A 24,678-nucleotide genomic window follows, 5' to 3' on the forward strand; every position below is an offset into this window, starting at 1 on the left:
ATGAACAGGTTTGTCTCCCACCTTGACCACAATAAAAGGGTGTGTACGCATTAATCCCATAACCGCTTCACCATGCTGTTCTTTTCTTGGCTAACAAATTCAGGCAGCATGACCTTTAAGCCCCGTGGTAAAAACACACCATATTTGGCAATCTCTGGATTAGCTTCCAGTGTGGCTTCTAAATAGCCTTTGAGTAAACCAGCTTGCCTCCGGTCTCTGAACACTGCCATGACATGGTGAAAGCAAAGGAGATCGAGGCTCATATCCTCTAGCTCTACAATAACGCGCTTTTTGGGTATCTTCATAAAGTTTGTCCCACTTGGATTTGTCTCTCTTGGTATTGTCCTTGTGGTTTTCCGCCATTAAAAAAGGGCAAGAGCGTAATGGAATAGCGGATGCGCTGGGATTGACCAGAGCGACTGATATAGTCATGGTCTTTATTGATCGTGGTGATTACTACGGGTCCATGGAGAAGGACACTATAGGTCGTATCATTAATCCAACGAAGCATCTGAACCGGCTTGGCTCTTCGAATAGTTGTAGTGATGGCATCTATCGCTACCCGGTCCCCAAATTCTTCTGGAAACCAAACTCCATGAATGGTTTTTGCATCATTGCCATAGCCGGTAAATTGCAAACTGGGGGACCTGCCAAAACGCTCCATACAAACCCATGAGGCAGAAAACTCTTCTTCAAAGGATTGGAAATTCAGCCAGTCCACATAAAATTGATGCGGTCCTAACATCATCAAAGGATCTCTCATAGCCTCCCTCCCCTCATTCTGTCCCGCCATGCAGCGCATTAGCGCGTGCCCGTTGAATGGCGTGGGCAACCGCACGACCAGTGGCCACAGGATCACGGGCACCATTGACATGCACTGTGACATTTTGATTGTGGGTGGTGGTGGAGCGCTCTTTCTCTCTTTGTTCTCTCACAGAGTAATTTGCATGCCCCGCCCCCGCAAATTGCACGATGGGTTGAATGGCTGTTTTACCCCCCAAAAAACTTGGCAAAAACTCTCTTACATCAATGGAACCAATCCACCCCTTAATGCGGCTAGGCAAAGATTTACAAAAATCCATCAATTGTGAGATAGACGACATAAAGCCATCGACAATCGAATTAGCCAGATCTTCGCCGGCTTGTTCCATACCAGCCTTGGCACTCTCCGAGAGCTTTTCCTGTGTAAAAAAACTCTTCAACCATTGCCAAAAGTTGGAAAAGCTTTGTTTAACGCCTTCCCACAAATTGCCAAACCACTCGGCAACAGAGGAAAGCTCTTGTTTAAACTTTTGCCAAACTTGAGAGAGATCAAAAGCATTGGCGATTATATTTTTCCAACGCGTAATGGTGGTGGTATCAGCACCAAAAAAGCGCATAACAGCTTCAAAGGCTTGCCCAAAAGCCCGAGATACCCCCCGTGCAAAGCCCTTCATAAAAGAAGAAAAACGATCCCAATATTTCCACAAAGCAAAACCAGCAGCAAGGATGACCGCCACAACAGCAGCAACCACAGCCCCTATTGGGGTAAAAATACCCCCCACAACAGAGGAAATACCCGCCCCAACCACTTCGATCACTGTCCCCATCCAACCAAAAGAGGCAGCAAATGCACTTCCTGAGACAGCAATCCCCCGTAAAGCCCCTACCAGTAAAGTTATGGGGCGTAAGAGTCGGAGTGAACTTGCCCCAAGACCCGCGGTTAGCAAGCCCAGCGAGCGCCCTGCGGCTGCTAAGCCCCGCCAGCTTGCAGCAACACCACGACTGAGTACTCTAAGCTTAATAAAAGAGCCCATCAATTGAAAAAGCCCAAGACGTGTGCCAGCCATGGTAAAGCGCAACACGCGCAGAGCAATATTAAAAGCCATCAGAGCGGCAATGGTTTTGATAATGGCACTTGTTAAAGTGGGATGGGCATTCGCCCACGCCATAAGCCCATTAGTAAAATTACCAACAGTTTCCATGAGACTGTTGAGAGGAGGCAGAAGCACTTCACCAATGCTAATCCCTAAAGCCACAATGCGGTTTTGTAAGAGTTCAAATTGCCGCATGGCACCGGTTGCTTGTTTGTCTGCTTCTTGTTCTACAGAGCCTTTAAAGACTTGTGGATCTTTCACATACTCTAAAGCTTGCCCTAACAATTCGGGATTGCCCACCAATTTGGCAAAATCACCAGTAAAATCGCGCCCAGCAATGGCAATCAGCGAGCGCATGCCCTGTTCGGATTTACCCAACACATTAAAAAAGCGTACCAAGGTGCCGGTGGCATCTTTGTCCAGATCTTGCATGAATTTTTCGCGAGAAAGCCCGATATTGGCAAAAGCATCTTCAATATGCTTGCCTCCTGCCTGAATACGGGCACTCATGGCATTAAAACCACGCGCGGCACTCTCTGGAACAATCCCAGCAGAAATCATCGCCGTACCAAATGCCGCAGTTTCGCGCGCGGTGAGCTTAAACATGGTTGCCGCACCGGTGGCACGATTGGTAAAATCAGACACTTCACTGGCTTTTGCCGCCATGTGGTTAGAGAGATGATTGATAGCATCGCCTAGATCTTCAATACCTACCTGATTAAGCTTAAAAACATTGCGCAATTTGGCAAAGCGCTCCCCAATCTGATCCCCCGTCATATCAAAAGCAACAGCCGCTTTGGCAGCATAAATGCTAAAAGCTTCCAGATCTTGTTCGCCAATCCCTGCTTGGCTGGCACTGGTCATCAGTTCCAAAACTTCACGCGCCGCTAGCGGAATCTTGGTGGAGGTTTCAAGCGCAAAACGGCGCAATTCCTTTAAGCGATCAAGGGGGGCATCGAGAACCTTTTCTAGTCCCTTCATCGATTGGTCAAATTGCATGGCTTTATAGAGCGGTGCAATTAAGGTTGCTGTTTGCGCAATGGCACCCACCATGCGCCCCCGCGCTTGGATAAAAGCATTTTCCGCATTCTTTGTCGCATCCTCAAGATGCTCAGGGTCAAACCACCCTTTAAAATGCTGCCTTGTCTTGTTTTGGAAATGTGCAACATCTGAACTAAAGGCTGCAAGATCCCGCTTGGCAGAAGCTATCCCCTCTTGCAGATGATTGACAAAACGCACAACAAGGGAAACATCCATGACGATTCTTTATCCTAACTGATGACTTTCATATTCTTGAGCTTTCAGGCGTGCGAGTTCTTCTCGATAGGCAATCACATCCAGCCAATCCATCTGGTTAATCTCTGAAGGCGCCCAGTGATAATAAAGGGCTAGTTCTGCTCCAAATTGTCTGGCAGAGAGGATTGGCGTTGCGTAAAAAAAGCAAAAAAAGCCTTCAATATTGCGACAATATCTATCACATCAACTCGATCAATCAATTCAATAGATTCATGTGACATATCAGCCAAAAGTGCTGTGATGCCTTCTGTTGCCTCACTTGTGAACAAAACTTGAGAAAGCTTCGTGATAAGCACATCATTGCTCAAAGTTGTTTTTTGCTCTCCAAACTCAGGAAGCAGCAGCTCTGTCAATTGTGGTCCAATGAGCACAGCTAATTGCTTGGCATGCTTAAAAGTGGGGCGATAAAAGGTCAGTTTCTTGCAGAGAGATTCTTTGCCACCTTTATCTTGATAAGGAAGCGGAACCTGCAATTCCACGTCAATGCTGGTTTGTAAACTTGTCATGATCAATTCCTATAAATTGAGAATAGAGCGGCGGCGAGAACCGATCTCTTGCCCGTTGCGGACAAGCCAGCCGCCCCGTTTAAAAGAAAAGCGGTGCAAAACAGAACCATCCCAAAATTCCGTATAATCCCAAACATTTTTGATCTCGCAATCATAGCCTGTGGCTTTCCCAGCTGTTAAGCCTTCGCTATCCACTTTGACCAACCGCCCTGTCACATCAATGGAATGTTCATGCTCACGCCCATCTTCTTCAGAAATCACATGTTTTTTGCCAGTGAATTTATGACGAAGACCAGGGGGACCACCAAAAATACCGATGACCTCAGGGGTATGGCTGCGGATTTTCATTTGCATGCTCAAAGCTTTCACACCAAGACCGCTCACATCAATTTGCATATCAGAGCCCCCTGGTTGATAGGTTTCTGTAATTTCTTCCAACGTGGGCAGTTTCAATGTTTCAAGATCAAGGTGAAGATTCACATCATCATCAACAATCAAGGTAAAACCGCGTACAATGCGTAAAGTCATGCTTTAACTCCTTGCTGCTTTGCGATAAGTTTCAAGCGTATCGCCAAATTGATAAGTCATTTTCTTTTGGATATCTTGCGCCAAACGGTCAAAATAAGCGCTATTGCGCCGGCTGCCGAAACTCAAATCTTCTAAAGGTGGCACTTCTTCTGCATCAAATTCCACCCGCAATTTCCCCAGTTGTAAAGTGCTGTTGGAATTTAAATCGCGGTCAAACCAAACCCGCCCACCAAGCAATGCACCACGCGCAATCATATCATCAAGAAACTGTGTAAGGCTGCGGGTAATGGCAATAACATGTTGGCCAGTAAGGTTTTCATCATTCGCCCAAGGGCGCAAATTGTTAATGATGGTTTTTTCCAAGGCTGCACGGGTGCGCACCACATTGACAAAGCGCCAAAGTGGATCACTGGAGGTGGTATGATTTCCCCATAAAATGCGCCCATTGGCAGCCATTTGCCCATGCGCATTTTGACTAAGTCGTGCTGGAATAAAGGTCGCAATATCGGCTTGGTTAAGGCGATTTGCCTCATGATCAATTTCGCCATCAAAATAGCTAATGGGGCGTGCTGTCCCTAAAATGCCATGCACATCTTGGTTAGAAGGAGACCAAAAAACACCGCCCCTTTGCTTGTCACGTTTGATAAACATGGCTGCTGCAAAAGGACTCGCGGGTTTAACACTAACACCCCCCTCACGATTTGCCACCCGTACAAAGGGGTCAATCAAATAACAAAAGCGTGAGGAAAAATCTGCACGATAGGCAAGGCTTTCTTCCGCATTTTTACCCCCCGTATCAAACACGGCAATGGCTTGCAACTTTTCTGCCACTTGTTCCAGTGCATCTGCCACGGGGTTTTTGCCATTGTCAATCCGCCCTGCACTATAAGCCGGTGCTAAGAGAATTCCAGGCTCCACCCCCAAATGCCCCCGCGCATGAGCCAAGGCGTGCACACCGGTCAGGTGAGCGTTTGATCCCACCATTTCGGTTTGTGTCTCAGCAATGGTTGACTTTTCTTCCACCCGCACAAGAATAATTTGTGCCTCAATCCCCTGCGCACACACCGCGTTAATCACATCAAGAGCTGTACCTCTTGTTCCAAGCTTTTGGATTTTCTCACCCTCATGCGTAAAGAGAAGGACAGGCTCGTCGAGGGGAAAAACTTGGTTATCAGCATCAGGGGCTGTAACAACCGCTCCAATGGCTGTCTGATCAAATGTTGCTAAAGGACGGGATTTTTTACATTGATTAACCCTATTGACCTTAAATTATTGTCAAATACACAGAGTTATTCTTTATTTTGAGCTTTTCTTAATTCTGTAATGGGGACACCACCAATACCCCAATTGTCTGTCTCCACTTCATCAATCACGACAACAGTCGTTTTCGGATTTTTATTCAGAATATTAACTAATAATTGAGTTGCCCCTTCTATTAGTTGCCGTTTCTGTTCAGAGGTAACCCCTTCATTAGTAATTTTAATATTTATGTAAGGCATAAGATCTCCATAATTTACAAATATTGAATAAAAGAGCTCAAATAAATGAACGCAAAAAGATTAAATATTAATACATAATAACTATGCATTTTAAAGCTCATATCCACCGGTGAAATATGCAGGCTACTGGAAGCAAAAATAGCATTTATTGATACAGGAGAAAGGAGTTGAGCTGCAATAAAGAAGCAAATCCAAACCAAATAATCCGTAACCCCATAAGCCATCGATGACCCTAGTAAGGGAAATGCCAAACTAAATAGCACCATAGGGTGAATTCCTACTACACTGAAAATTGGCAATACAAAGAGAATACAGGCATAAGCTGCCAAACAGAGAGTGATGCCAATGAGTGACTAAACGTCACCGGCAACAAAGGAATAAGCAAATCACAAGTAGATATTAGCAGACTACAACCTAGCAACAACATAATTTCACTGGATATACTGCGTATCACTGCCATCAAAGGAGTCAAAAAATCAATACTGCGTGAACTCCCACGCTCAATGAGGTATAGAATGCTCGCCGTCAATGCAATGCTTTCTAGTGCATTCAACCTAATAACTGTCAACGCAACGATAAATATTAGCCAGAAAAATATCAAAAAAATCCAAATTCTTACTCTCTCTCCTTCTTTATTCGCTCTCCTCTCATCGCAAATAATCGGGTTAGCTAGCGGTACAACTGGAGAAAGGCACAACAACAACAGACTAAATAGAAAAAGTGGTATCCCCAAAGCAGCGGATGTGAATATTGGTGTTCTAGGCATAGCAGCGAAAACTGTTGCTGCACCGATGCTGGTCGGCATCAGTACCATCGTGATGCTCATCATTCGCATCACAATAGCGGCCAAATGGCGAGAGGGAAAAACACTTTTTTTCAAGGCATCAATCATTAGGGGGATAACCCCCAAACTCATCGGCCAAGCTAAAAACGCAGTCAGTATCGCGATGGACAGGGTAAGCGAACCCTTCCATAGCGCATCAACCGTTCAGAGAGAAATTCTGAAATACGCCATGTATTCATCACATGGCGCAACAATCCCATGGCGAGTAATAGCCAAAAGACATCAGTAAAACGCACAAGCACAGTACGAACATCAGGCAAGTGCCAACGCCATATCAGCACTAAAGTACAAACCAACAGGATGAACACACCACTGCGTGCATTACCCTTCAACCACCAGTATGGTATCGTCAAAAGCAAATAACCGAAAACAGTCACTCCAGCCAATGGAATAAGAAACCAAGTTCTTATTGAGATAGACATAAGAAAAATGAATAGCATCAGCATCGCCATTATAACGGATACGGAGGACATGCGTATCAGGAAGCTTTTTACATCATCAATGTACATTAATTGTTGAATCTTTGACTGAGTAGCGATTAAGAAGCTGCTCGTACATGTTAATGACACAGCGCCCTGCATCCCGCAGTGCACGAGAATTAACTAAAGGCCTAGGCAAAATATATGTATAAAAATTGGGCCCCTCTACTGGATTACCGACCACCCATAATGTATTTTGTATTTGCCCTTTAGTGTCTATAGGATGCTGCCGACGGTCAATATCAATACCACCAGGATGATATCCTTGGTTGATAAATGGTCGAATGATGCCCTGACCAGCCAAATTCTGGATAAAAGAGGACTCATCACGCAACGGAGAAAAACGATCAATCTTGGCCTTGATCAGCACATCTCCATCAACTGAACTGTTTTCATCTTGAAAAACAGACTGAATTTCGAAACGGCTGGTACTAGCATTGAGAACAAGTTTAGGTGAAGGTCCGCCAGCCAAAGTCACGATACCAGCCTCCATCAGAGCCTTCAACTCTTGGTTTCGCTGCATCGGTGGGCCGACAGAAATACGGTTAAAGTTTGGATTAAAATATTCAATAAAATACTTGTGAGATGAAGACGTTAACCCGCAAAAATCAATTGCTGAACGTAAGATATCACGGACATCTCGTAGCACATCTGTAGCAGCTTTCACTGGGCCATCAACATTACCTGCAGCGGAAGAATGAAGATCGTCCTTCAAATGCTCCATGAAGAATCTTGTATAATCCTTCAAAGAGGCAAATATTTTATTTCGATGAGGATACAGCAACGCTTGAATACACTGCTCGTCTTTGGAAGTAACAACATAGGTTTCAGGGTCTAGCCACTGCCCCAGCTGCGTACTTCGATAGACATAACACATTTCTTTAAGCAACAGAGGTAAAAGCTGCGTTTCGAAATCCAGCTTCGGAGAACCGTTAGCAATGCTGGATTGCTTACGTAGATGATGTATTGCATCGAGAGTAAGGAATGATGGTATGTATTGCCCACTACCACCCTTTTGATTAATCCCGCGACTACTAAAAGGCAATGTTTGACGGGAGAATAGAGCTGTCGCAGGTTCTTTGCCGCTTGGCATGTAGCGCAATTGTCCAGCATTTTCAGTAAAAGTCCCACCGCGACCGTAAGTCAATTACGACAAGACATCATAGCTAGTTAATCCAATTCCCTGCAGCAGCACACGAGACTGAGCTTGTATAGAGTCCAACTTTTCAATTGGATAAGGATTCGAATAATAGTTCAAAAGCGCGTTTTTCATTTGGTGAACAGCCACAAACTGTTACAGACTTTCATCATGCGATGAATATATATTCTTACCGTGACCCGTGGTCATGGAAACAAAATCTACACTATAACGACAGCCATCTTCCAAAAGAACATCCGTTTTATGATCTTGGTGGATATGGAGATTGATAACTTTTTGTCGGATCTCCTTAATACGAATAGCGAAAGGTAAATCTTGCGTGAACTCTTGGTAAGCCCAAGACAGGTATTCCCCTAACAAACGACGTGATAAATAATCATTTTCTTTGATTTCTCTCCCAACATCATGCTCTGTACGAGAAAAAACACCGTTAATATTACGATAACCTTGTTGACTAGCCCATTGATAAAAATTCGGCCCCTTACGAATAGGCCCTACCCCCTTAACTGTATCATCACCAAATAAAGTAATCTGGCAAGCGACAGTGTTAACCAATAAATGATCTGGCTGATGCACACTATGGGTACCAGTTCCCATCTCATTGGGATCAATCAATAAAATATCAATGTTTCCAGAAAATGGATAATGGGAATAAAGTGTGAGCAAGCGTTCGAGAATACTGATCCCACGAGGACCAACGCCCAAAATAGCGACTGTAGAGTGAAGCATTCTGTAATCTCTCCTATTAGAATAATTTGACTTTCACAAAATGTTTCAAAAAGAATGGAATAAATTCTCTCGACTTTTTAGTGAAGATTGCGGATTTATGAAACGTCAACGACCTTTTTACAAAGACAATATTGACAGATTCCAGCAGCGGCAAAAAGCGCTACAGCACCACAGATAACGGAAAGCGCAATGGCATATGAACCAGACTGTAAAAAACTCGTCAAGAGAGGTCCTAATATTTGGCCAAAACCGTAAGTTAAGGTAGCCAAGCCTAGCAGATTTATGCCATACGGCGCATATAAACGCTTAGCTAACGGCATAACTAAAGAAGTCGTCCCCATAAAAGTAAATCCAAACCCTATACAACTGAGAACGATCAGTACAAGAGACTGGCTGAATAATGTCAGTAATACGCATCCTCCTTGGATAAGCAAATTGAGCATCAGACAACGTAATACCCCCCACCGATGGGCTCCCCATAACCAAATGAAACAACTAGGAACAATGGCTATTCCGACAAACGACCATAAGTGGTTAGCAAGTAGTGGGAAATTAAATGTTTTCGCCATCAGAGGAAGATATGTCGCGACAATAATATAACCAAACCCAGCAAGCCCATAAATCAGAGCGAGTTCCCACCAAACGATATTTTCGTGTGCCAATGACTCATTAATAGCAAATTGAGACGCATCAACACGACGTGGAAATAAAATAAACAACAAGAGCAACAATACAACAGATATAAAACCAGCTCCAAACCAAATATTTTTCGCGTTCAGCGATTTACTCAAACCAATAATAACATACTCATTACCCAGCAGAATACCAACTCCCACACCTGCATAGAGCGAAGCAATAACCCACACCTTGTGACTATGCTGCATAACCGTCATAGAACCAAAAATCATCATTGCTGCACTCGCGATACCGGCAGCAAAGCGGATAAAGAAGACCAAGTAAAAGTTTGTTGTTAACGCCATGGCAAAAATAAGTGCACTCGTCACTATAGCTGCACCAAATAGCATGTAGGGAGCACGGGATATATTCCCAACTCTGCAAAACGAAAAAACCATACTCCCAACTAAATAACCGCCATAATTAGCGCTAGCTATATAAGAAAGTTGCTTAAAGGTAAACAATCCTTCATCCAACATAACAGGAAATACCGGCGTATAGAAAAATCGCCCAATCCCCATCCCCAAAATCATAATAATCATACCGAATACAGCGATTTTGAAATAACTCAAATCTTGACGATTATTTTTTCCCCCCATTACTCTTAATCCCTTAACTGATAGCTCCCTCATCTGCGTTCTATCTCATCAACAGTAGTACTTATCTCAGAGAGTAAAGCCAATCTAGCCATTTGTTTGAACAACCAGAGCAACATATTGAGCGATTATTGTCAACATTACTGGATCAGTTATATGCATTTCATCGTTTTACACTCTGCTCCATGTATGATCTTCTCCCTACAAAGCTTCTTTTTCAGAAAAATAATGGCTGAAATTAAGCAGCAATAACAACGAGGAAATCAATCAGCACGCCCCCGTTCAAACAAGACAATATCCCCTAAAGCTCTGCTTCATCAGGTATGACTAAAATACCCTCACAAAGTTGCGTTATGTTCACATGGTGAACACCCTCAACCATCAAGCGGCTTAGTATCCAACTTAAAGAGAGATCAAGGACAAGCTTTTGCGCACGCGCCCATTCTGCTCTTAAATTCTGCTCTGCTCTTTCCAAAACAAAGGAACCTTCATCCGGTAACAACCAAAAATCAATAGTATTGAAGGGTATAAAGGCTACTTTTAATATAGCTTTGTTTTTTATCAGCAGCAGTAAAAAGTTTGTTTTTTTTATAAAAATTGAAATTTATTCATTTTTTATCGTATATTTTATGTTATCTTCTTTAAATTAATTAAAAGATCATAGAATATTAAACTGATAGGATGCATTTTTCTCAAGCGGTATTTTTAGAAAAATGTTGATTTAATCAGTGAAGACAAGCAATGAGCAAAGTTATAATTTGAAAAGACAGTATATAATGTTTTATGATCAATGATCTAAAAATGATCTAAATTAGAGACATGAATTGGGGGAGTTTGATCTTTCTTACAGCACAGTAGCTCAAAAAAACAGTAGATGAAGTTTAAAATTCACCATTACCCATCATAAGATGAAAGCTTTTATCCCACGTTTGATTTTTTTAAACTATTTTCTTGTCCTATCTGTAATATCTAAAGAATATCTTCAAGCACTCATAAGCACTCTTTTAGGGTATCATTTCCATAATCAACGTAACGGTTATCGAGCTTCCATTCAAGATACTGTTTTGCAAAAGGAAATCGTCATTTCAGGATACGGAGGGATTTATGTATTTAGTCACAATGTATCATGCACCCTTCCTCTTATATCAGAAATTTAATTCTTAATCGTAATGACGTGATTAAAAAGCACCTTGCGAGACAATCTTTTTAATAAATTTTTAATAAATAAAGTAAAGATGAATTCTGAAAAAAATTTTTAGACGTAAAGTGATACGGAGAAACAGTCAGAAAGAATGGGGGGATTACAAATGTTGATGACTATAAAAAAAGATATCAAAAAATTACCAAAAACCGATTTATGGATCATTTGTGCTATTTCAGCTGATCAGCAAAGAGAATGGATCAGTAAATGGTGTATAAAAAATAAACACACTTCTATAAGTCCTAATTATGTCAATGATCTTGCCGTCCTAGGGTCATTTTACAGATCTAGACAAAATGATTACTACGGAAGCAACTCCCCTCAAAAAATAACAATCTCATTTATGAGGCTTATGTTGCTTCTCATAATCACTTTACAATTGCATCATTTGCTCTCATTAATACGCTTTGAAGTCCCATATGGACTAAGGGACCTTTTAAATTTTGGGATGGTTATGGAAGCCTTCTTTCCACTAATCCCTGAATGGGGATATGAAACCGCTACCTTTTCACAGAAAAATATTCTTTTCAATGAGAATTCTTATTGTACAATCTATGGAACAACACAATGAACAGAGCACGCACCCTTGCTCTCACCTATGGCTCCTATAATGCTGTCCGCATGCTGATCGGCGTTTACCATGCGATTTTTTTAATGTCCATGGGAGTGAGTCTGGCGCAATTAGCTCTGCTTCAGGTTGTCTTTTCCACCACCATTCTGCTGCTTGATTTTCCCTGCGCTGTTTTATCTGACAGATATCGGCGTAAATATTCCGTTATGGCTGGGGTCTTTATGACAGGAGTATTTTATCTTCTATGCCTTCAAGCTCCCAATATGACAGCACTTATTATTGCGCAAATTCTCTATGCAGCAGGCATTTGCATCATTGTCAGCGCCATTGACGGATGGATTTACCATTCTCTAGGCGATAAACAGGATCACTTTTCGCATTATGCTCATCTCTACCACCAGGTTAACTCTTTTGGAAGTATTCTCAGTGGGATTGTAGGAATTGGAACGATCTATTACTCTGGACGATATTTTATGGGATATATCATCTCATGCCTCATGATGGGATTTATTTTTTTGATATTCCTTATTGTTCCTGAAGAAAAGAAAACGACAATTGAAACGTCCAAAACAAAAACAATCTTGCACAATGCCAAGGAAACGCTCTGGATATTTCAAAATACAGTAGGAGGAGCATGGTTTATTTTCCTCATGTGCCTTTTTAGCGCTGGTATTCAGATTATTTATCATTTCTGGCAACCAATAATACTTTTAGGGGGAAAAATTCATCACCTCAACGGTTCGCAAATGCTCGTCTTGATGTGCTGCCATATTGGAGCCTTTTCAGCACAATATTTTTCAAATTTACTGATGTCTAAGTATCATGTTCTTGATAAAAAATATAAGAATTCTATAAAATATTTTTCCTTCTTTTCTGCGCTGATGTGCATAGCGCTCTATTTTTCAGTTCATAGCCATCAAACTGCTGCATCAGTCATCGCCTTCTCTTTAATCCATGGATTTATTTGCACTGTACCGATCGGCGCAAAAAGCTTATTTTTCTCAGAACTTAACCAAAAACAAACGCAGCATATTTCCGGTGTTGTTGGTGCTGTCTCTTTTAGCGGAAGAATATTTTCAATTACAGTATTGAGTATTATTTCTTTTCTTCCTGCAAAAGTTTCTCCATCTTACTACCTAATATTACCGACCATTACTTTTTTCATGTGTGGTTTGGTTGTCATGAGATGGATGAAACACTCTCAAAAGTCTCTATGAAAGGAAAACCATAACATTTCACCCACAATGTTTTCTTCTAAAAGAAATCTATAACTTTTTTGAGAGCATTGCCACATCCAACTTTCAATACACAATGCAAATATAAAGCAACACGTTGATTTATAATGATAATATACCAAACGCGAATATTGTAAGATTCTTTCTTTTCAAATCTGCTTTATGGTTGAAACAATCAAAATCATTTGCTTGCACATCATAAGTGGAGAAAGCCGTATAAATAAAAACGATTTAGAAAGGAAAAATGCCTTTTATGAACTCTCATAGTCAAAATCTATAACAACAGGAAGGCAGATATATAAGCAGATATATAATATGCCTCTTTGCATCTTCATAAGTATACAAATGATGTGGCTTTATAAGGCTTTATATGTCTCACAGAAACTTTTGTGTTTTATACCATTTACGAGGTGGCGTCGCAAAATGGGCTTATACACATTGCAAAGATATCTCTTTAAAACAAGTGCATAAATCGGCAACACAAGTATATTTGTGTTTAGAACATGCTTTTTATATGAGAGGTATAATCCCAACGGGATAAACAGAATCCCGATACACAGTCAACTGCTTTTATAACAATAGATGGCGGAGAGGAAGAGATTCGAACTCTCGAGAGCCTTTTGAGCCCTACTCCCTTAGCAGGGGAGCGCCTTCGACCACTCGGCCACCTCTCCAACAGAGAGGCATAAATGGTATCAACAGAAAGTTCAAGACATTTTCGATTTTTTTCCCAAATATCTGAAAATTTTTTTCCTTTATTGATCCCATAAGGAGCAAAAGTTAATAAAACAAAAATTGTGTCTTTTTTACCACAGCATCTCGAATAGTACATGTATATATTACAAAAAGGTAATTTCATATTTGAAACTCTAAAAAGATTAGTTATAGCTAAGATAACAAGTGCTGCGTATTTTACTTATGTCTTTGTCCTTAATGCGTTAGGCAAATGGTACTCTTTAGAAGAAATTTAACCGGACCTCGGAGATCCCATATGAATATTAAATCCCTCTTTTTAAGCTCTACAGCAGCTTTTTTAGCAATTTCTGGAGCACATGCTGCTTCAACAGTTATCGCCGAACCCGAACCTGTAGAATATATTCGCGTTTGTGATGCCTATGGAAAAGGATATTTTTATATCCCTGGAACAGAAACCTGCATGCGTTTATCAGGAAATGTTCGTACTGATTTTATAGGCGGTGATAATATCGATGCAACAACCGAAACTGAACTAAGAAACAAAAGAAAAACCTATGGCGCAGCATCACGGCTCACCCTTGTTTTTCAAGCAGCTTCTGAAACAGAAATGGGAACACTTCGTTCATATGCAAGAATTTATTCAAACTGGGGTGATGGTAGAGACAACGCTGCTGCAAAGCTTGCCGCGGCTTACATTGAACTGGGTGGTTTTCGCGTAGGTCTTGATGACACAATTTTCAACAGCTGGACTGGTGATTATGGAAATGTTCTCAATGATGACAGCATAGCGCCTGCCGGCACAACACGCACCAATTTTATTTCCTACACCTTTAGTGGTGACTCCGGCTTTTCTGCTATTATCGGCGCTGAATTAGGCAATAATGCAGATTCTCTTCCAGAAATAACAGGATACTACATTGATAAAGATGATAAGCTTGTTTCTATCACTGAGGGCACTCTTCCAAGTAAAGCAATTAAAAATTACACCCCGAATGTGGTTTTGGGTATAAAGTTCATGCAAAAATGGGGTGGTTTTTCAGCAGTTGCAGCATATGATGCTTACTACAAAAAGTGGGCTGGAAAAGTACGTGCAGATTTCAATGTCAACGATCGTTTCAATCTATGGGTAATGGCTGGCTATAAAAATGGACTTGATTACTACACAGTAAATGCAAATGATGAGTTATCACGAAAAAGCACAACGATTTATGCAAACTGGGGTGGTAAATGGGCTGCTTGGGCGGGTGCCACTTACAAGCTTACTCCAAAAGCAAATTTGAATGCTCAAGTTTCTTATAGTGCTGTAAAAACCTTTGCAACTTCTGTAAATATTACATACACGCTGGTTCCAGGATTTGTGATTACACCTGAATTAACCTATGTTTCTTGGAACGATGATCGCGTTGTGACGGATAAAAATAATGATGAAAAACATTTATTCAATAAGAAAAGTGCTTTTCAAGGTATGATCCGTTTACAGCGTTCATTCTAATCCTATTTAAGCTACAGCTTTTAAAAACTGGCAACATGGTTTGCCAGTTTTTATTTTTGAAATCAAATATCATGAATATCTTTTCCTGATACGTATTGTCTTGTCTCTCGAAAAAAAACCGCCTTAGTTTCATAAAACTACTCTTAGAAGATTAACCTGATATGCTTGATAAGAGCACCTCACACGGGCGTTTACACATCACTTCAAACACAATCTCTTCCTTGCCCTTTAAAGCATGAATAACCCCTTTGCTTTATGACCAAATTGGTCTTTCTTGATAATTTACTTCTAACCTTTGTTAATTTAGGTCATGATCTTCTCAAATAAATTCTACACTGAACAGATAAAATATTGAAAAAACAAGACATCATTGTGTTTTTGATATGCCTGAATGTGTCTTCTATCAACACTCTAAAACACAACGTTTTATAACACTGCTTCATTAAAAAACTTAATCATTAAGAAACATGCTGTCAAAACGATGCAAACATCCCCTAAAGCAATAAAAGAGAAAAGAGATATATCTTCAAAAAAATGAATTGACCTCTTCCCCTTCTAAAGAATAGCCCCCCTATCAGTAGCAATCTGTAAATGCCCCTATTTTTCTTGAATCTGCATCACTTTGATTTATAATCATAATTTATAATTTTGCATGTTTCAATCAACCAAAACCTTTCACTTGTACACGACAAGCGGAGAGAGCCGTGTGAATAAAAACGAGTAAAGAAAACCCTTTTATGTATCGTTTTCAGTTCCAAGGGTTGTCGTAACATTGAGATCTAACAAAATGTACGATAGTGCTAGGCACTTTTATTAAGCATAAAAATGAGGATACACTTCATAGAGGATTTTAGATTATATTCTCTATGAACGTCGCTATAAAATATGTGTTGTGATACACACTAAAAGACATTTCTTTAAAACAAGCATGGAAATATACAATACAAATCCATTTTATTTGAAGCGTTTTACCCTGCGTAAGGAACATGTCATCATATACACAACATCTTGGCTTTATGCGTTTTTAAAGGAAGAAAAATATAAGACAAAGAAACAATAAAATTTAATCTCTGCAAATCATAGAGCTTTCAGAGTTATGTTTCCATAAAACGCCTTACACCGTACATGGGATTTTTTACACGATTAATGCCCTTTTTACATAAAGCCAATTGGCAAAAAGCAGCCTTTCCTGATAATAAAAAGGCTTACACGTAATCATAGCCATATTTTCAATTAAAACGCATTGAATTCACGGAAAATACTTATCAACCAATGCATAAAGAATTGCTGCTGTTTCAACATCTAGAATCCCATCATAATTTTCTTGACGAAAATGAAGTTGAAATGCTCGGATCAAATCTTTGTATCCTGTTTGGGTACACGCAGCAGAAATGTCATATCCATAACATTTTAGCTTCGCCAAAACATCTTCTTTGGGTGGCAAATTCTTAGAGAATTGCTCTTGATAATGACTTTTTAGTTCATCATCATACCATGCTCCTATACCTGCGCTATAAAGTTCTCTCCATGGAAAAGCTGCTCCTGGATCACTTTTTCTTCCAATGGCAATATCACTATGTCCCACCACATCAGTTGGCATAATATCGGGATACCGTTGAAGAATATTCAAGGCAAGTTCCTTAACAGCATCAATTTGTATTGGATTATAAGGAGGAAACATACCCGTCCCATCATGATAAGTCGCTAAATTAACGATTTCAATCCCGATAGATGCATCATTGAGATGACTATGCCCAGCCCATGAACTCACACCCGCATGCCATGCACGCTCATTTTCATCAACCAGATTAAAAATACGCATATCCTTAAAGCCTGCCTCACGATATGTCTGCTCTGAAGGATCAGGAACAAGATAGTGTGCACTAACCTTTTCTCCTGTAAGCGCCATAATCGAGGCTTTAAAATCAATAGCCGTATAATGCATAACGAGAAAATGAACGCGACGACTAAAACTCTTGACAGAACGATAACTGTTGTAATCAATCTGATACATAAAAGCCCTTTCTTTTTTGCTTAAAAAACCACTGCGCATCACAACAGATAGAATACGAACTGTTAAAAAATGCAATAAACTTCCCATCTAGATACTAAGAATTACGACTAAAATTTGTTCATCAAAAATATTGACACTCTTATCAACAATTAAGACCACATTTTTATTTTTCTCCCACACACGCATAAAATGTTTTTAACCACATTAAATATTTTCCCCAAAAAAAATTCCTACAAATTACCAATCAAAAAGAAAACAAAAGCGTAAAATAATCACTCCTTAAATCTTCACATCTTACAGAAAAAATAGTTCTTCCTGTTATCAAATTGAAAAATATCGCCCCTCGGAAGTGAACACCCAACGATCATGCAATCACACAAAAACTTAAAGGAAAAATTTTATGAGCTCTTTACAGCAATTTATTATCAGATAACAGAACGGCACATGTTCACAATAAAACTCTTCACGGACATATTGTTCAATAAAATTTGCAAAGCTTTCCTGTAAATGACACGACTTCTTGTCTTTTCACACCATCGCTTTTTGATTTTCAGAAGAATCTCAATTATCTACAACGCTTGCGGTACATGACGTCTCTGGATTCCTTGTCATCAGCTCCATGAAAGATAACATCTTGATTTATAATCATAATTAATCATTATAAATATTGAATATAGCGAGCCTAATATCGTAAATTTTTTCTTAATCTTGAATCAATCAAAGTCATTTAATGACACATCAAAAGAAAAATTACCCTATAGACAAAAACCACTGAAGAAAAGGATCAAAATACTTCCTATAATAGAACGTTCAATAATTTAGGCAATATTTTACATCCCCATAGAGGTTCATTTTTTCTTCTCCATTTTCAAATATCTTTTTAAGACAGCCCAGGCTGCATATTCTTGTAAGACGACACCTAAAAGTGGTCGCGTATAGGGAAAAGTAATATAATCCTCACCATAACCTTTCATCCGTATAGTTATGGTAGCATGTCCAAGGCTTTCTGCTTGATTTTCTAATGTCTCCAAAGAAGGCTCTAGGCTCACTTCAACCTCAAGCAGTGGAATATCTTGTTTACCTTTTTCTATGGGCTGAAAATATTTTAAAAGCAGCGGATCATTGGCAGACCAATGAACCTCTGCATGCATCGCTAATTGTTTACAAGCAGTAGTAACTTCTGCCCCAACTAAATAGGGGTGAAAATGATTTTCAAATGCTTCCACGAAATGTTGTTCCAAGAGCGCTTCTGATTGAGCAACCAGTTGCACCAAAACATAGGGGCTTTTCCATAAAAAATGCCGTTCAAAGGGTTCATTTTCAAGATGATCATCAACCCACTGCGCAATAGTACTTTCATCAATTCCAATCAAAGTCCATGCATACTCCGCACGCGATACAGAAGAATATTTCTTCTCATTGTGTTCTAAATAATTCTCTAAAAGCGCAAGAGCCTGTGATGGTGGACCAGGCAAAACAACAAGCGTACTTCCATCGCAAGAGAGATAAAACCCTGGTGCTGTGCCTGTAGGATTATCAAGCACAGTTGCTGTCTCAGGAAACAATGCTTGACGTGCATTACTCTTATCCGCCGTAATCCCTAATCGTTGTAATTGACCTTTTATTGTTTGCCAAACATCTTCATGATGTACCAAAGGCTGCTTTACAGCTTGGGCAACTCCATCGCGTGTTTTATCATCTGATGTTGGTCCCAATCCCCCACTGATAATGATAAGATCTTCTTGTCCAAGACAAGAAACAACAGTCTCACTAATTTGCTGTAATTGATCAGCACAAACAAAATGACGTGTGACTTGAATATTTCTCTTGTTCAAGCTTTGGCTTAAATCTTGTAAATTCGTATTCAAATATTGTCCTGAAAGGAGTTCATCACCAACGGTAATGATCGCCGCACGACAAACAAAGACAGGATTCACAAGAGAATTGCGAACAGCTTCAGCCATTTGACGGGTAGAGGCTACACCTCCAAGATCATAGGTAACGGTTTTTCCAGCACGAATAACCTGATCAACACTCTCAGATAATTGTTTTGCTGCATCTTTAAAGCCTAAATGCTCTAAGAGTAAAGCCGTAGTATAAAGCATCGCAGAAGGATTGGCTTTATTTTGTCCAGCAATACGTGGTACGCTTCCATGAACAGGTTCAAAATAAGCAATCTCGCTCCCCACATTCGCATGAGATGCAAGCCCCAATCCCCCCATTATCCCAGAGCCAAGATCAGAGAGAATATTGCCAAACATATTTTCAGCAACAATCACACCAAACCGCTCTGGCTTGGTTGCAATCCACAAAGCAACCGCATCAACATTATGAATATCTGCTTCAATTTCCGGATAGTTTTGCGCAATTTTCTCAAAAATTTCCTGAGCAAACTGACCACTCTCTCGCAGAACATTAGGCTTATCAGCAAAAGTAACTCGCCTAAAGCGATATTTCCTTGCATACGAAAAAGCATATTCAAATAACCGTTCTAAACCAAAGCGTGTTTGCAAACGGACTGTCCACGCAGCTTCCTCAAGCCCATATTTTGTCAAATTTGGATGTTTTAGCCAAACGGCTGTTTCAGGAGAAATACCCCGAAAATCCAATCCAGCATAAAGGCCTTCACTATTTTCTCTGATAACACAAAAATGAAAAGGTTTTCTCGGACCAAAGATGTATCTTACAGGACGTATATTCGCAAACAAACCTAACTTTTGGCGAAGTTGAAGTGCGGGAGAAACATAGACAAGGTTTTTCTCTTTTAAATGCGGAGCAAGTTCTTTTAAAGCCGCTTCTTTTCCTTTACTGGTCACAGCACCAAGTAAAATAGCATCACTCTGAGTAATTTTTTGCCAAGTCGCTTGAGGGATAGGATCTCCTTCCCGTTTCCAACATTCAAAACCAATATCACCATAAGTCAATTCAATCGGCAATTGGAATTGCTCTAAAACCATCAGCGCAGCATCACAAACCTCTGGTCCTATCCCATCACCAGGTAATACAAGAACTTTCTTTTTCATAGTCCCTCCATCCACTCATCAATGACTGCATCCGTCATAGTAGGATTATCCTCCCACAAACGCGTACCAGCACTAGAGATAATCTTATATTCATGGTTCAGATTATGACTTTGTGTCTGATTATTTACCGTTGCAAGTTGCGACTTTTCTCCCACTAAAGCTAAAAACTTCCCCTTGTACTTAACTAACTCATCTCTAGCATCCATCATCAATAAGAGTTTAAAGCCTCTTGTCATGCGTTCAATTGCCACGCTTTTTTGTTCATCAGGAATCTCCAATAAGGCTCTTTTTTTCATAACGCCAGAAGGATGCATAAAACCATTGAGTATTTCCAAAGCCCCCGATAAATCATTATTTTCTAAGGAGGCAAGAATATCTCCAAGGCGCCGTTGCAAAATCTTATCTGGATAGCCAGGCGCATTCACAGCAAGCACAGCTTGAACATTGGGAAGCTGTACTGCCAATATTTGTACCAATGTTCCAGCCATAGAAAATCCCACAAGAACTGCGGGCTCTTTAAAATAGCTTTTAAGTTTTTCTGCCATAAAAGATAAAGTGTCTACAGCAGAATAATTGAGAACATGAGAACTCTTAGGAAAAAGAGAAAGCGTATCCAGCAGAGTGACAGGGAATCCTTTTGATAAGCATAGCTTTGTCAATGGAGAACAAAAAACACCACCATCCCAAATTGGCATTACAGGAGAAAGAATAATAATAGGAAGGCTCATTGATCAATTCCTCCCCTTATTTTTAAACATGCATTAGAGCCAGAAACTTTCCCACCCAATATAATGAAAATATGTTGAAACTCTAGGCTCATATTCTCCCCCCATAATAATCGATTTGTTAAACTCAAACTAAGCTTGTAACAAATTTTAAACCCACTCAATCCAGCAACTTAATAAAAAAAATTCATCTAATGTACAGGTGCCCCATTTGTGTAAAACATCAAAAGCATTTCCGCATAATGCTTTCTTTTTATCATTTACTCAGCTTATTTCTGAAGTCATAAAATGACGCGCTTTTTGAATATAAATGATAAAACCAATCATACAACACACAGCTAATAAAGCTGCCATAGCCCGTGGGCTATGACCAGAGATTTTTCCGATAACCGCTGCACTGAGTGCCGCACTTCCTAATTGCAAAGATCCCATAACACCAGAAGCCGCTCCCGCAGCTTTCGGATGCGATGAAATAGCCAACGCTGTTCCTAACGGCAATAAAAAACCATTGCCAAAAGTAAGAACAGCAATAGCCATAAAACTTGTCACAAGGGGCCATGGGCTTAGATACATTTGCAAAGCAAACAGCACACCACCTATCACAAAAATAATGTACCCTCTGCCCACAGTCTTTTCCATAGACTCGCGTTCAAAAAACCATCGCGCCAAAAGATTTCCCAAAATATAGGGAAACGAGACACCAATATAGCTATAACTAATGTGTATCGGCGATAACCCCAAAGTCGTGAGTAAAAAAGGCGACTCCACAATATAAGCAAAATAGGCAGCGTAAGAAAAACACGGAATAAGTGCATAAAAAATAAATTGTTTATTTCTGAAAACGCCTAAATATGCCTTCATTAATCCTACAGGAGAAAAATGCTGCCGTTTTTGAGGGGGTAGAGTTTCGCTTAGCACAAAACAACATAGCAAAATGGTCAAAAATATAAAAAAGCTTAAAAAGATAAAAGTTGCCTGCCAATGAAAAGCCTGTATCAAAAGTCCACCAATGAAAGGTGCAAGTGCTGGTGACATTCCAATAAAAGGGAAAACAATCAAATAAAGTTTTCCAGCCGCTTTTTTATCCAACAAATCATTGATAATTGCACGACTTAAGACAAGTCCCGCACAAGCACCAAGACCTTGCAAAAAACGTAACACAAGAAAAGCGTGAATATGAACCGTATAAATCACACCAAGTGTCGTAAATAACCACAAGAATAAGCCCAATAGAAGTGTTTTTTTACGCCCAAAATTATCACTCAGCGGCCCATAAATGAGCTGTCCAAGTGCCAATGCCAACAAAAAAACCGCCACTGCACTTTGAATTTGAGATTGTGTCACTTGATAATATTGACGCATATCGCCCAGTGCTGGTAAAAAAATATCGGTAGAAATCAATCCTCCCGTCGATAAACATACGATAAGTACAATGAATGGTAATGTATATTTATGTTTCATCAGGAAAGTCACATTTCTTAAATTTAAAAATATTTAAATTTTACGTTTATAGAAAAATAATAATTTATATTTATAAATATAAAGCTATTTTAACTTTATCCACAGGGAATAAAATAATAAATTTTCTTTATTCTTTTACTTTATTCGAGAATAATTCATTTTGTTGAGACATAAATCCAGTGTATGATCCGCACGCACACACTCAACACATAAATAAATACTTAGTTCTTCACTTTATAATTAATTTTAAAGCATAGCAAACCGCAATTTTAAAACTATACGCAAAAGAAGCTAAAAGATCAAACCTCTCCTTCAGAGATATATTTCCCAATCCGAAATAGCGCATTTTGTTGTATTCATGTTGCCCTATCTTCATCAGCTTTTTTCATTGATATCATCAACAAAAACGCTCCCAAACTCTATCCCTCTCCATGACAACAACATCACTCTTCCGACAACATCTTTTATCAGAATTGGTTTACAACGCTCAAAGAAAAAAGAAGCCACAAACTCCCTTTCCTCAAAACTCCCCACGCAAATAGTTGAGCAAATAAACTTAATAGCCCACTAATATCATAAAGCAAATTGCGCTTCTGTCTCCCCTTAAAATCTAAATTCATCTTGTCCATTTTGTTAGAATTTCATTCTACATAGCCAGCACAAAGTTTATTGCCTAAGCTATTGACAAACATGCTATAATAAAAATTTGATAAATCATTCTGCATCTAATTTAGAAAGCAAGGAGAAGCTAATAATGAATATAACAGAACTAGCCATGTACCAATTACTTGTACCTATTAAAGTGGAAGGAAAGACATACACAGAAATCACCTTACGCCGCCCGAAATTTAAAGACTTAAAAGCAATACAGAGGAAAGAAGGCGACGAGCAATCAATCGAAATAATCGCATGTCTTTCAGGGTGGTCCTATAATGCCATCAGTAAACTTGGTGTTCTTGACTTTTTAAACATTAAAGACATTTACGGGCCTTTAATAAAAGAATGACTAAAAGAGTTTGATAAAATACTAAACAAAGTAAATGCACCCATAAAAAGTATAATGGATGAATGTATTTTAATCGACAGTAAACCCGAAAAACGCACAAGTAACCTTTATACAAATACATTTGAAACAGAATCCATGACAACTGCAAATGCAAAAGTGAAAACCTGTAGCACCTATGAACCGATTACAGTTCATAATCCCTACGTCATAAAGGTGGAACGCATGACCTTTACAAAATGCACTTTCTTAATACAAGATGGTCCATCGAACCAAATTTATCTCTCAAATCAAAGTGCTCTTACATCGTATAAAAAAACTGCGGGCGAAACTAAAAAACAACCTTTGGAGAGAATCTCGAAACTTTTGGACATTGTCTCAAAACTTGTTAACTTTCCTCTCTGGTTTTGGGAGTTTTTACTCAAAGAACTTAGAAAATTTTTCTAGCATTGTTTTGATATAGAGCAATAAGAGAAGGAAAAACAGCTTAGAACACTAATGTTTCTTCCTTATCTTTTATCTCTCATAGCTTTTTGAATTGAATACTTTTGATATTTATTTTGAATAATTGAAGCATTCTTTTAATTATAAGTACAATATAAAAAACTAAAATTTTAGAAGACGCACTGTTTTTACAAAAAAATGAATAATAAAATAAAGACTCCAGAATTTTACTTTTTACCTTCAAACATAATCAATGATGGAAAAGCGTTTACAAAGTTTTCCTCAAGCAGTATCTGGGACATTACTTGAAAGAAAAGCATTAAGAGAGCTTACTTTTAAGCTAAGGGGGAAAGATTAAACTTCACAACGACATTCAATCTTTTAAACATTGCAGTACAGAACGGGAAAAGAGAGCCATACCCCCATAGACCGTTTACCCCCCCATCAACTAAAATTCTCGATAAACTGGTATTATCAGTTCTAAACTGGAGTCATATAAGAAGAATTTTAAGCAATGATCACCGTCTTGTTTTCGATGTTTTCTGTCCTTTTTGGCGCATATCTATTCACTTTTGGAACATAATTTGCAAAAAGGCATTGTATCTCCAGCATATTCAAGGAGATAAAACATGGAAACTCGCATTCC

At 39.5% G+C, this 24,678-nt stretch carries 20 protein-coding genes, 1 tRNA gene and 1 pseudogene; 4 read left to right on the plus strand and 18 right to left on the minus strand.

Translation table 11 applies throughout. From position 1 onward, the window contains the following. Positions 1 to 50 precede the first annotated feature (50 nt). From ACFINR_RS08365 to ACFINR_RS08425, 13 genes and pseudogenes are all read right to left on the minus strand, one after another. Positions 51 to 305, minus strand: coding sequence for a tail protein X (locus tag ACFINR_RS08365; RefSeq protein WP_375653960.1), 255 nt, complete (start codon positions 303 to 305; stop codon positions 51 to 53). Beyond that, on the minus strand, positions 302 to 763 hold the full coding sequence (locus tag ACFINR_RS08370; RefSeq protein ID WP_375653965.1) for a phage tail protein: 462 nt from the start codon (positions 761 to 763) through the stop codon (positions 302 to 304). Before ACFINR_RS08370 ends, ACFINR_RS08365 begins: the two co-directional genes overlap by 4 nt. A 13-nt stretch (positions 764 to 776) precedes the next feature. Continuing rightward, entirely contained in the window at positions 777 to 3,113 is a 2,337-nt protein-coding gene (locus ACFINR_RS08375; protein ID WP_375653968.1) for a phage tail tape measure protein, read from the minus strand. A gap of 131 nt (positions 3,114 to 3,244) precedes the next feature. Then, complete coding sequence (locus ACFINR_RS08380; RefSeq protein ID WP_375653971.1) at positions 3,245 to 3,658, minus strand: hypothetical protein; 414 nt, start codon at positions 3,656 to 3,658, stop codon at positions 3,245 to 3,247. 9 nt (positions 3,659 to 3,667) lie between these two features. Continuing rightward, positions 3,668 to 4,186, minus strand: a complete 519-nt coding sequence (locus ACFINR_RS08385) for a phage major tail tube protein (RefSeq protein WP_375614765.1) — start codon at positions 4,184 to 4,186, stop codon at positions 3,668 to 3,670. A 3-nt stretch (positions 4,187 to 4,189) separates the two neighbouring features. Further along, complete coding sequence (locus tag ACFINR_RS08390; RefSeq protein ID WP_375654002.1) at positions 4,190 to 5,389, minus strand: phage tail sheath family protein; 1,200 nt, start codon at positions 5,387 to 5,389, stop codon at positions 4,190 to 4,192. An 86-nt stretch (positions 5,390 to 5,475) separates the two neighbouring features. Further along, positions 5,476 to 5,685 carry a 2-hydroxymuconate tautomerase family protein gene (locus ACFINR_RS08395; RefSeq protein ID WP_375607418.1) on the minus strand — a complete coding sequence of 70 codons (210 nt, stop codon included), beginning with the start codon at positions 5,683 to 5,685 and terminating at the stop codon, positions 5,476 to 5,478. A 280-nt stretch (positions 5,686 to 5,965) separates the two neighbouring features. Then, complete coding sequence (locus ACFINR_RS08400; protein ID WP_375653975.1) at positions 5,966 to 6,499, minus strand: hypothetical protein; 534 nt, start codon at positions 6,497 to 6,499, stop codon at positions 5,966 to 5,968. Between the two features lie 122 nt (positions 6,500 to 6,621). Then, complete coding sequence (locus ACFINR_RS08405) at positions 6,622 to 6,969, minus strand: hypothetical protein (protein WP_375653978.1); 348 nt, start codon at positions 6,967 to 6,969, stop codon at positions 6,622 to 6,624. 58 nt (positions 6,970 to 7,027) lie between these two features. After that, on the minus strand, positions 7,028 to 8,155 hold the full coding sequence (locus tag ACFINR_RS08410) for a hypothetical protein (RefSeq protein WP_375653981.1): 1,128 nt from the start codon (positions 8,153 to 8,155) through the stop codon (positions 7,028 to 7,030). A 147-nt stretch (positions 8,156 to 8,302) separates the two neighbouring features. Next, positions 8,303 to 8,896, minus strand: coding sequence for an FAD/NAD(P)-binding protein (locus ACFINR_RS08415; RefSeq protein WP_375653984.1), 594 nt, complete (start codon positions 8,894 to 8,896; stop codon positions 8,303 to 8,305). A 95-nt stretch (positions 8,897 to 8,991) separates the two neighbouring features. Then, positions 8,992 to 10,203 carry a YbfB/YjiJ family MFS transporter gene (locus ACFINR_RS08420; protein ID WP_375653988.1) on the minus strand — a complete coding sequence of 404 codons (1,212 nt, stop codon included), beginning with the start codon at positions 10,201 to 10,203 and terminating at the stop codon, positions 8,992 to 8,994. Between the two features lie 227 nt (positions 10,204 to 10,430). Next, positions 10,431 to 10,678, minus strand: a pseudogene (locus tag ACFINR_RS08425) (baseplate assembly protein); the annotation flags it as partial. 802 nt (positions 10,679 to 11,480) lie between these two features. Between ACFINR_RS08425 and ACFINR_RS08430 the strand changes: the two are divergent. Together ACFINR_RS08430 and ACFINR_RS08435 are read left to right on the plus strand one after the other, a co-directional pair. After that, positions 11,481 to 11,939 (plus strand): hypothetical protein, encoded by a 459-nt coding sequence (locus ACFINR_RS08430; RefSeq protein ID WP_375653991.1) that lies wholly within the window; start codon positions 11,481 to 11,483, stop codon positions 11,937 to 11,939. Further along, a complete protein-coding gene (locus ACFINR_RS08435; protein ID WP_375632603.1) occupies positions 11,936 to 13,156 on the plus strand; it encodes an MFS transporter in 1,221 nt (406 codons plus the stop codon). The genes ACFINR_RS08430 and ACFINR_RS08435 overlap by 4 nt, the downstream gene beginning before the upstream one ends. A 601-nt stretch (positions 13,157 to 13,757) precedes the next feature. Here the strand turns inward: ACFINR_RS08435 and ACFINR_RS08440 are convergent. Next, positions 13,758 to 13,848: transfer RNA gene (locus ACFINR_RS08440), tRNA-Ser, on the minus strand. A gap of 317 nt (positions 13,849 to 14,165) precedes the next feature. Between ACFINR_RS08440 and ACFINR_RS08445 the strand changes: the two genes are divergently transcribed. Then, the gene (locus ACFINR_RS08445) at positions 14,166 to 15,362 is read left to right on the plus strand and encodes a porin (protein WP_375632602.1); all 1,197 of its coding nucleotides are present in this window, start codon (positions 14,166 to 14,168) and stop codon (positions 15,360 to 15,362) included. Positions 15,363 to 16,611: 1,249 nt separating this feature from the next. Here ACFINR_RS08445 and ACFINR_RS08450 read toward each other — a convergent pair. The 4 genes from ACFINR_RS08450 to ACFINR_RS08465 form a co-directional block, all read right to left on the minus strand. Further along, positions 16,612 to 17,376, minus strand: coding sequence for an N-acetylmuramoyl-L-alanine amidase (locus ACFINR_RS08450; RefSeq protein WP_375613801.1), 765 nt, complete (start codon positions 17,374 to 17,376; stop codon positions 16,612 to 16,614). A gap of 848 nt (positions 17,377 to 18,224) precedes the next feature. Continuing rightward, on the minus strand, positions 18,225 to 20,399 hold the full coding sequence (locus ACFINR_RS08455; RefSeq protein ID WP_375653994.1) for an isocitrate/isopropylmalate family dehydrogenase: 2,175 nt from the start codon (positions 20,397 to 20,399) through the stop codon (positions 18,225 to 18,227). Then, positions 20,396 to 21,127 carry an alpha/beta fold hydrolase gene (locus tag ACFINR_RS08460; protein ID WP_375653997.1) on the minus strand — a complete coding sequence of 244 codons (732 nt, stop codon included), beginning with the start codon at positions 21,125 to 21,127 and terminating at the stop codon, positions 20,396 to 20,398. Before ACFINR_RS08460 ends, ACFINR_RS08455 begins: the two co-directional genes overlap by 4 nt. 261 nt (positions 21,128 to 21,388) lie before the next feature. After that, positions 21,389 to 22,585 (minus strand): multidrug effflux MFS transporter, encoded by a 1,197-nt coding sequence (locus ACFINR_RS08465; RefSeq protein ID WP_375632599.1) that lies wholly within the window; start codon positions 22,583 to 22,585, stop codon positions 21,389 to 21,391. Between the two features lie 754 nt (positions 22,586 to 23,339). Here ACFINR_RS08465 and ACFINR_RS08470 point away from each other — a divergent pair. Beyond that, positions 23,340 to 23,591: a phage tail assembly protein gene (locus ACFINR_RS08470; protein ID WP_375632598.1), complete on the plus strand. Its 252-nt coding sequence runs from the start codon at positions 23,340 to 23,342 to the stop codon at positions 23,589 to 23,591. Positions 23,592 to 24,678 lie beyond the last annotated feature (1,087 nt).

Origin of the sequence: Bartonella sp. AP19HLJMH (assembly GCF_042196245.1) — a bacterium.
Lineage (GTDB): Bacteria > Pseudomonadota > Alphaproteobacteria > Rhizobiales > Rhizobiaceae > Bartonella.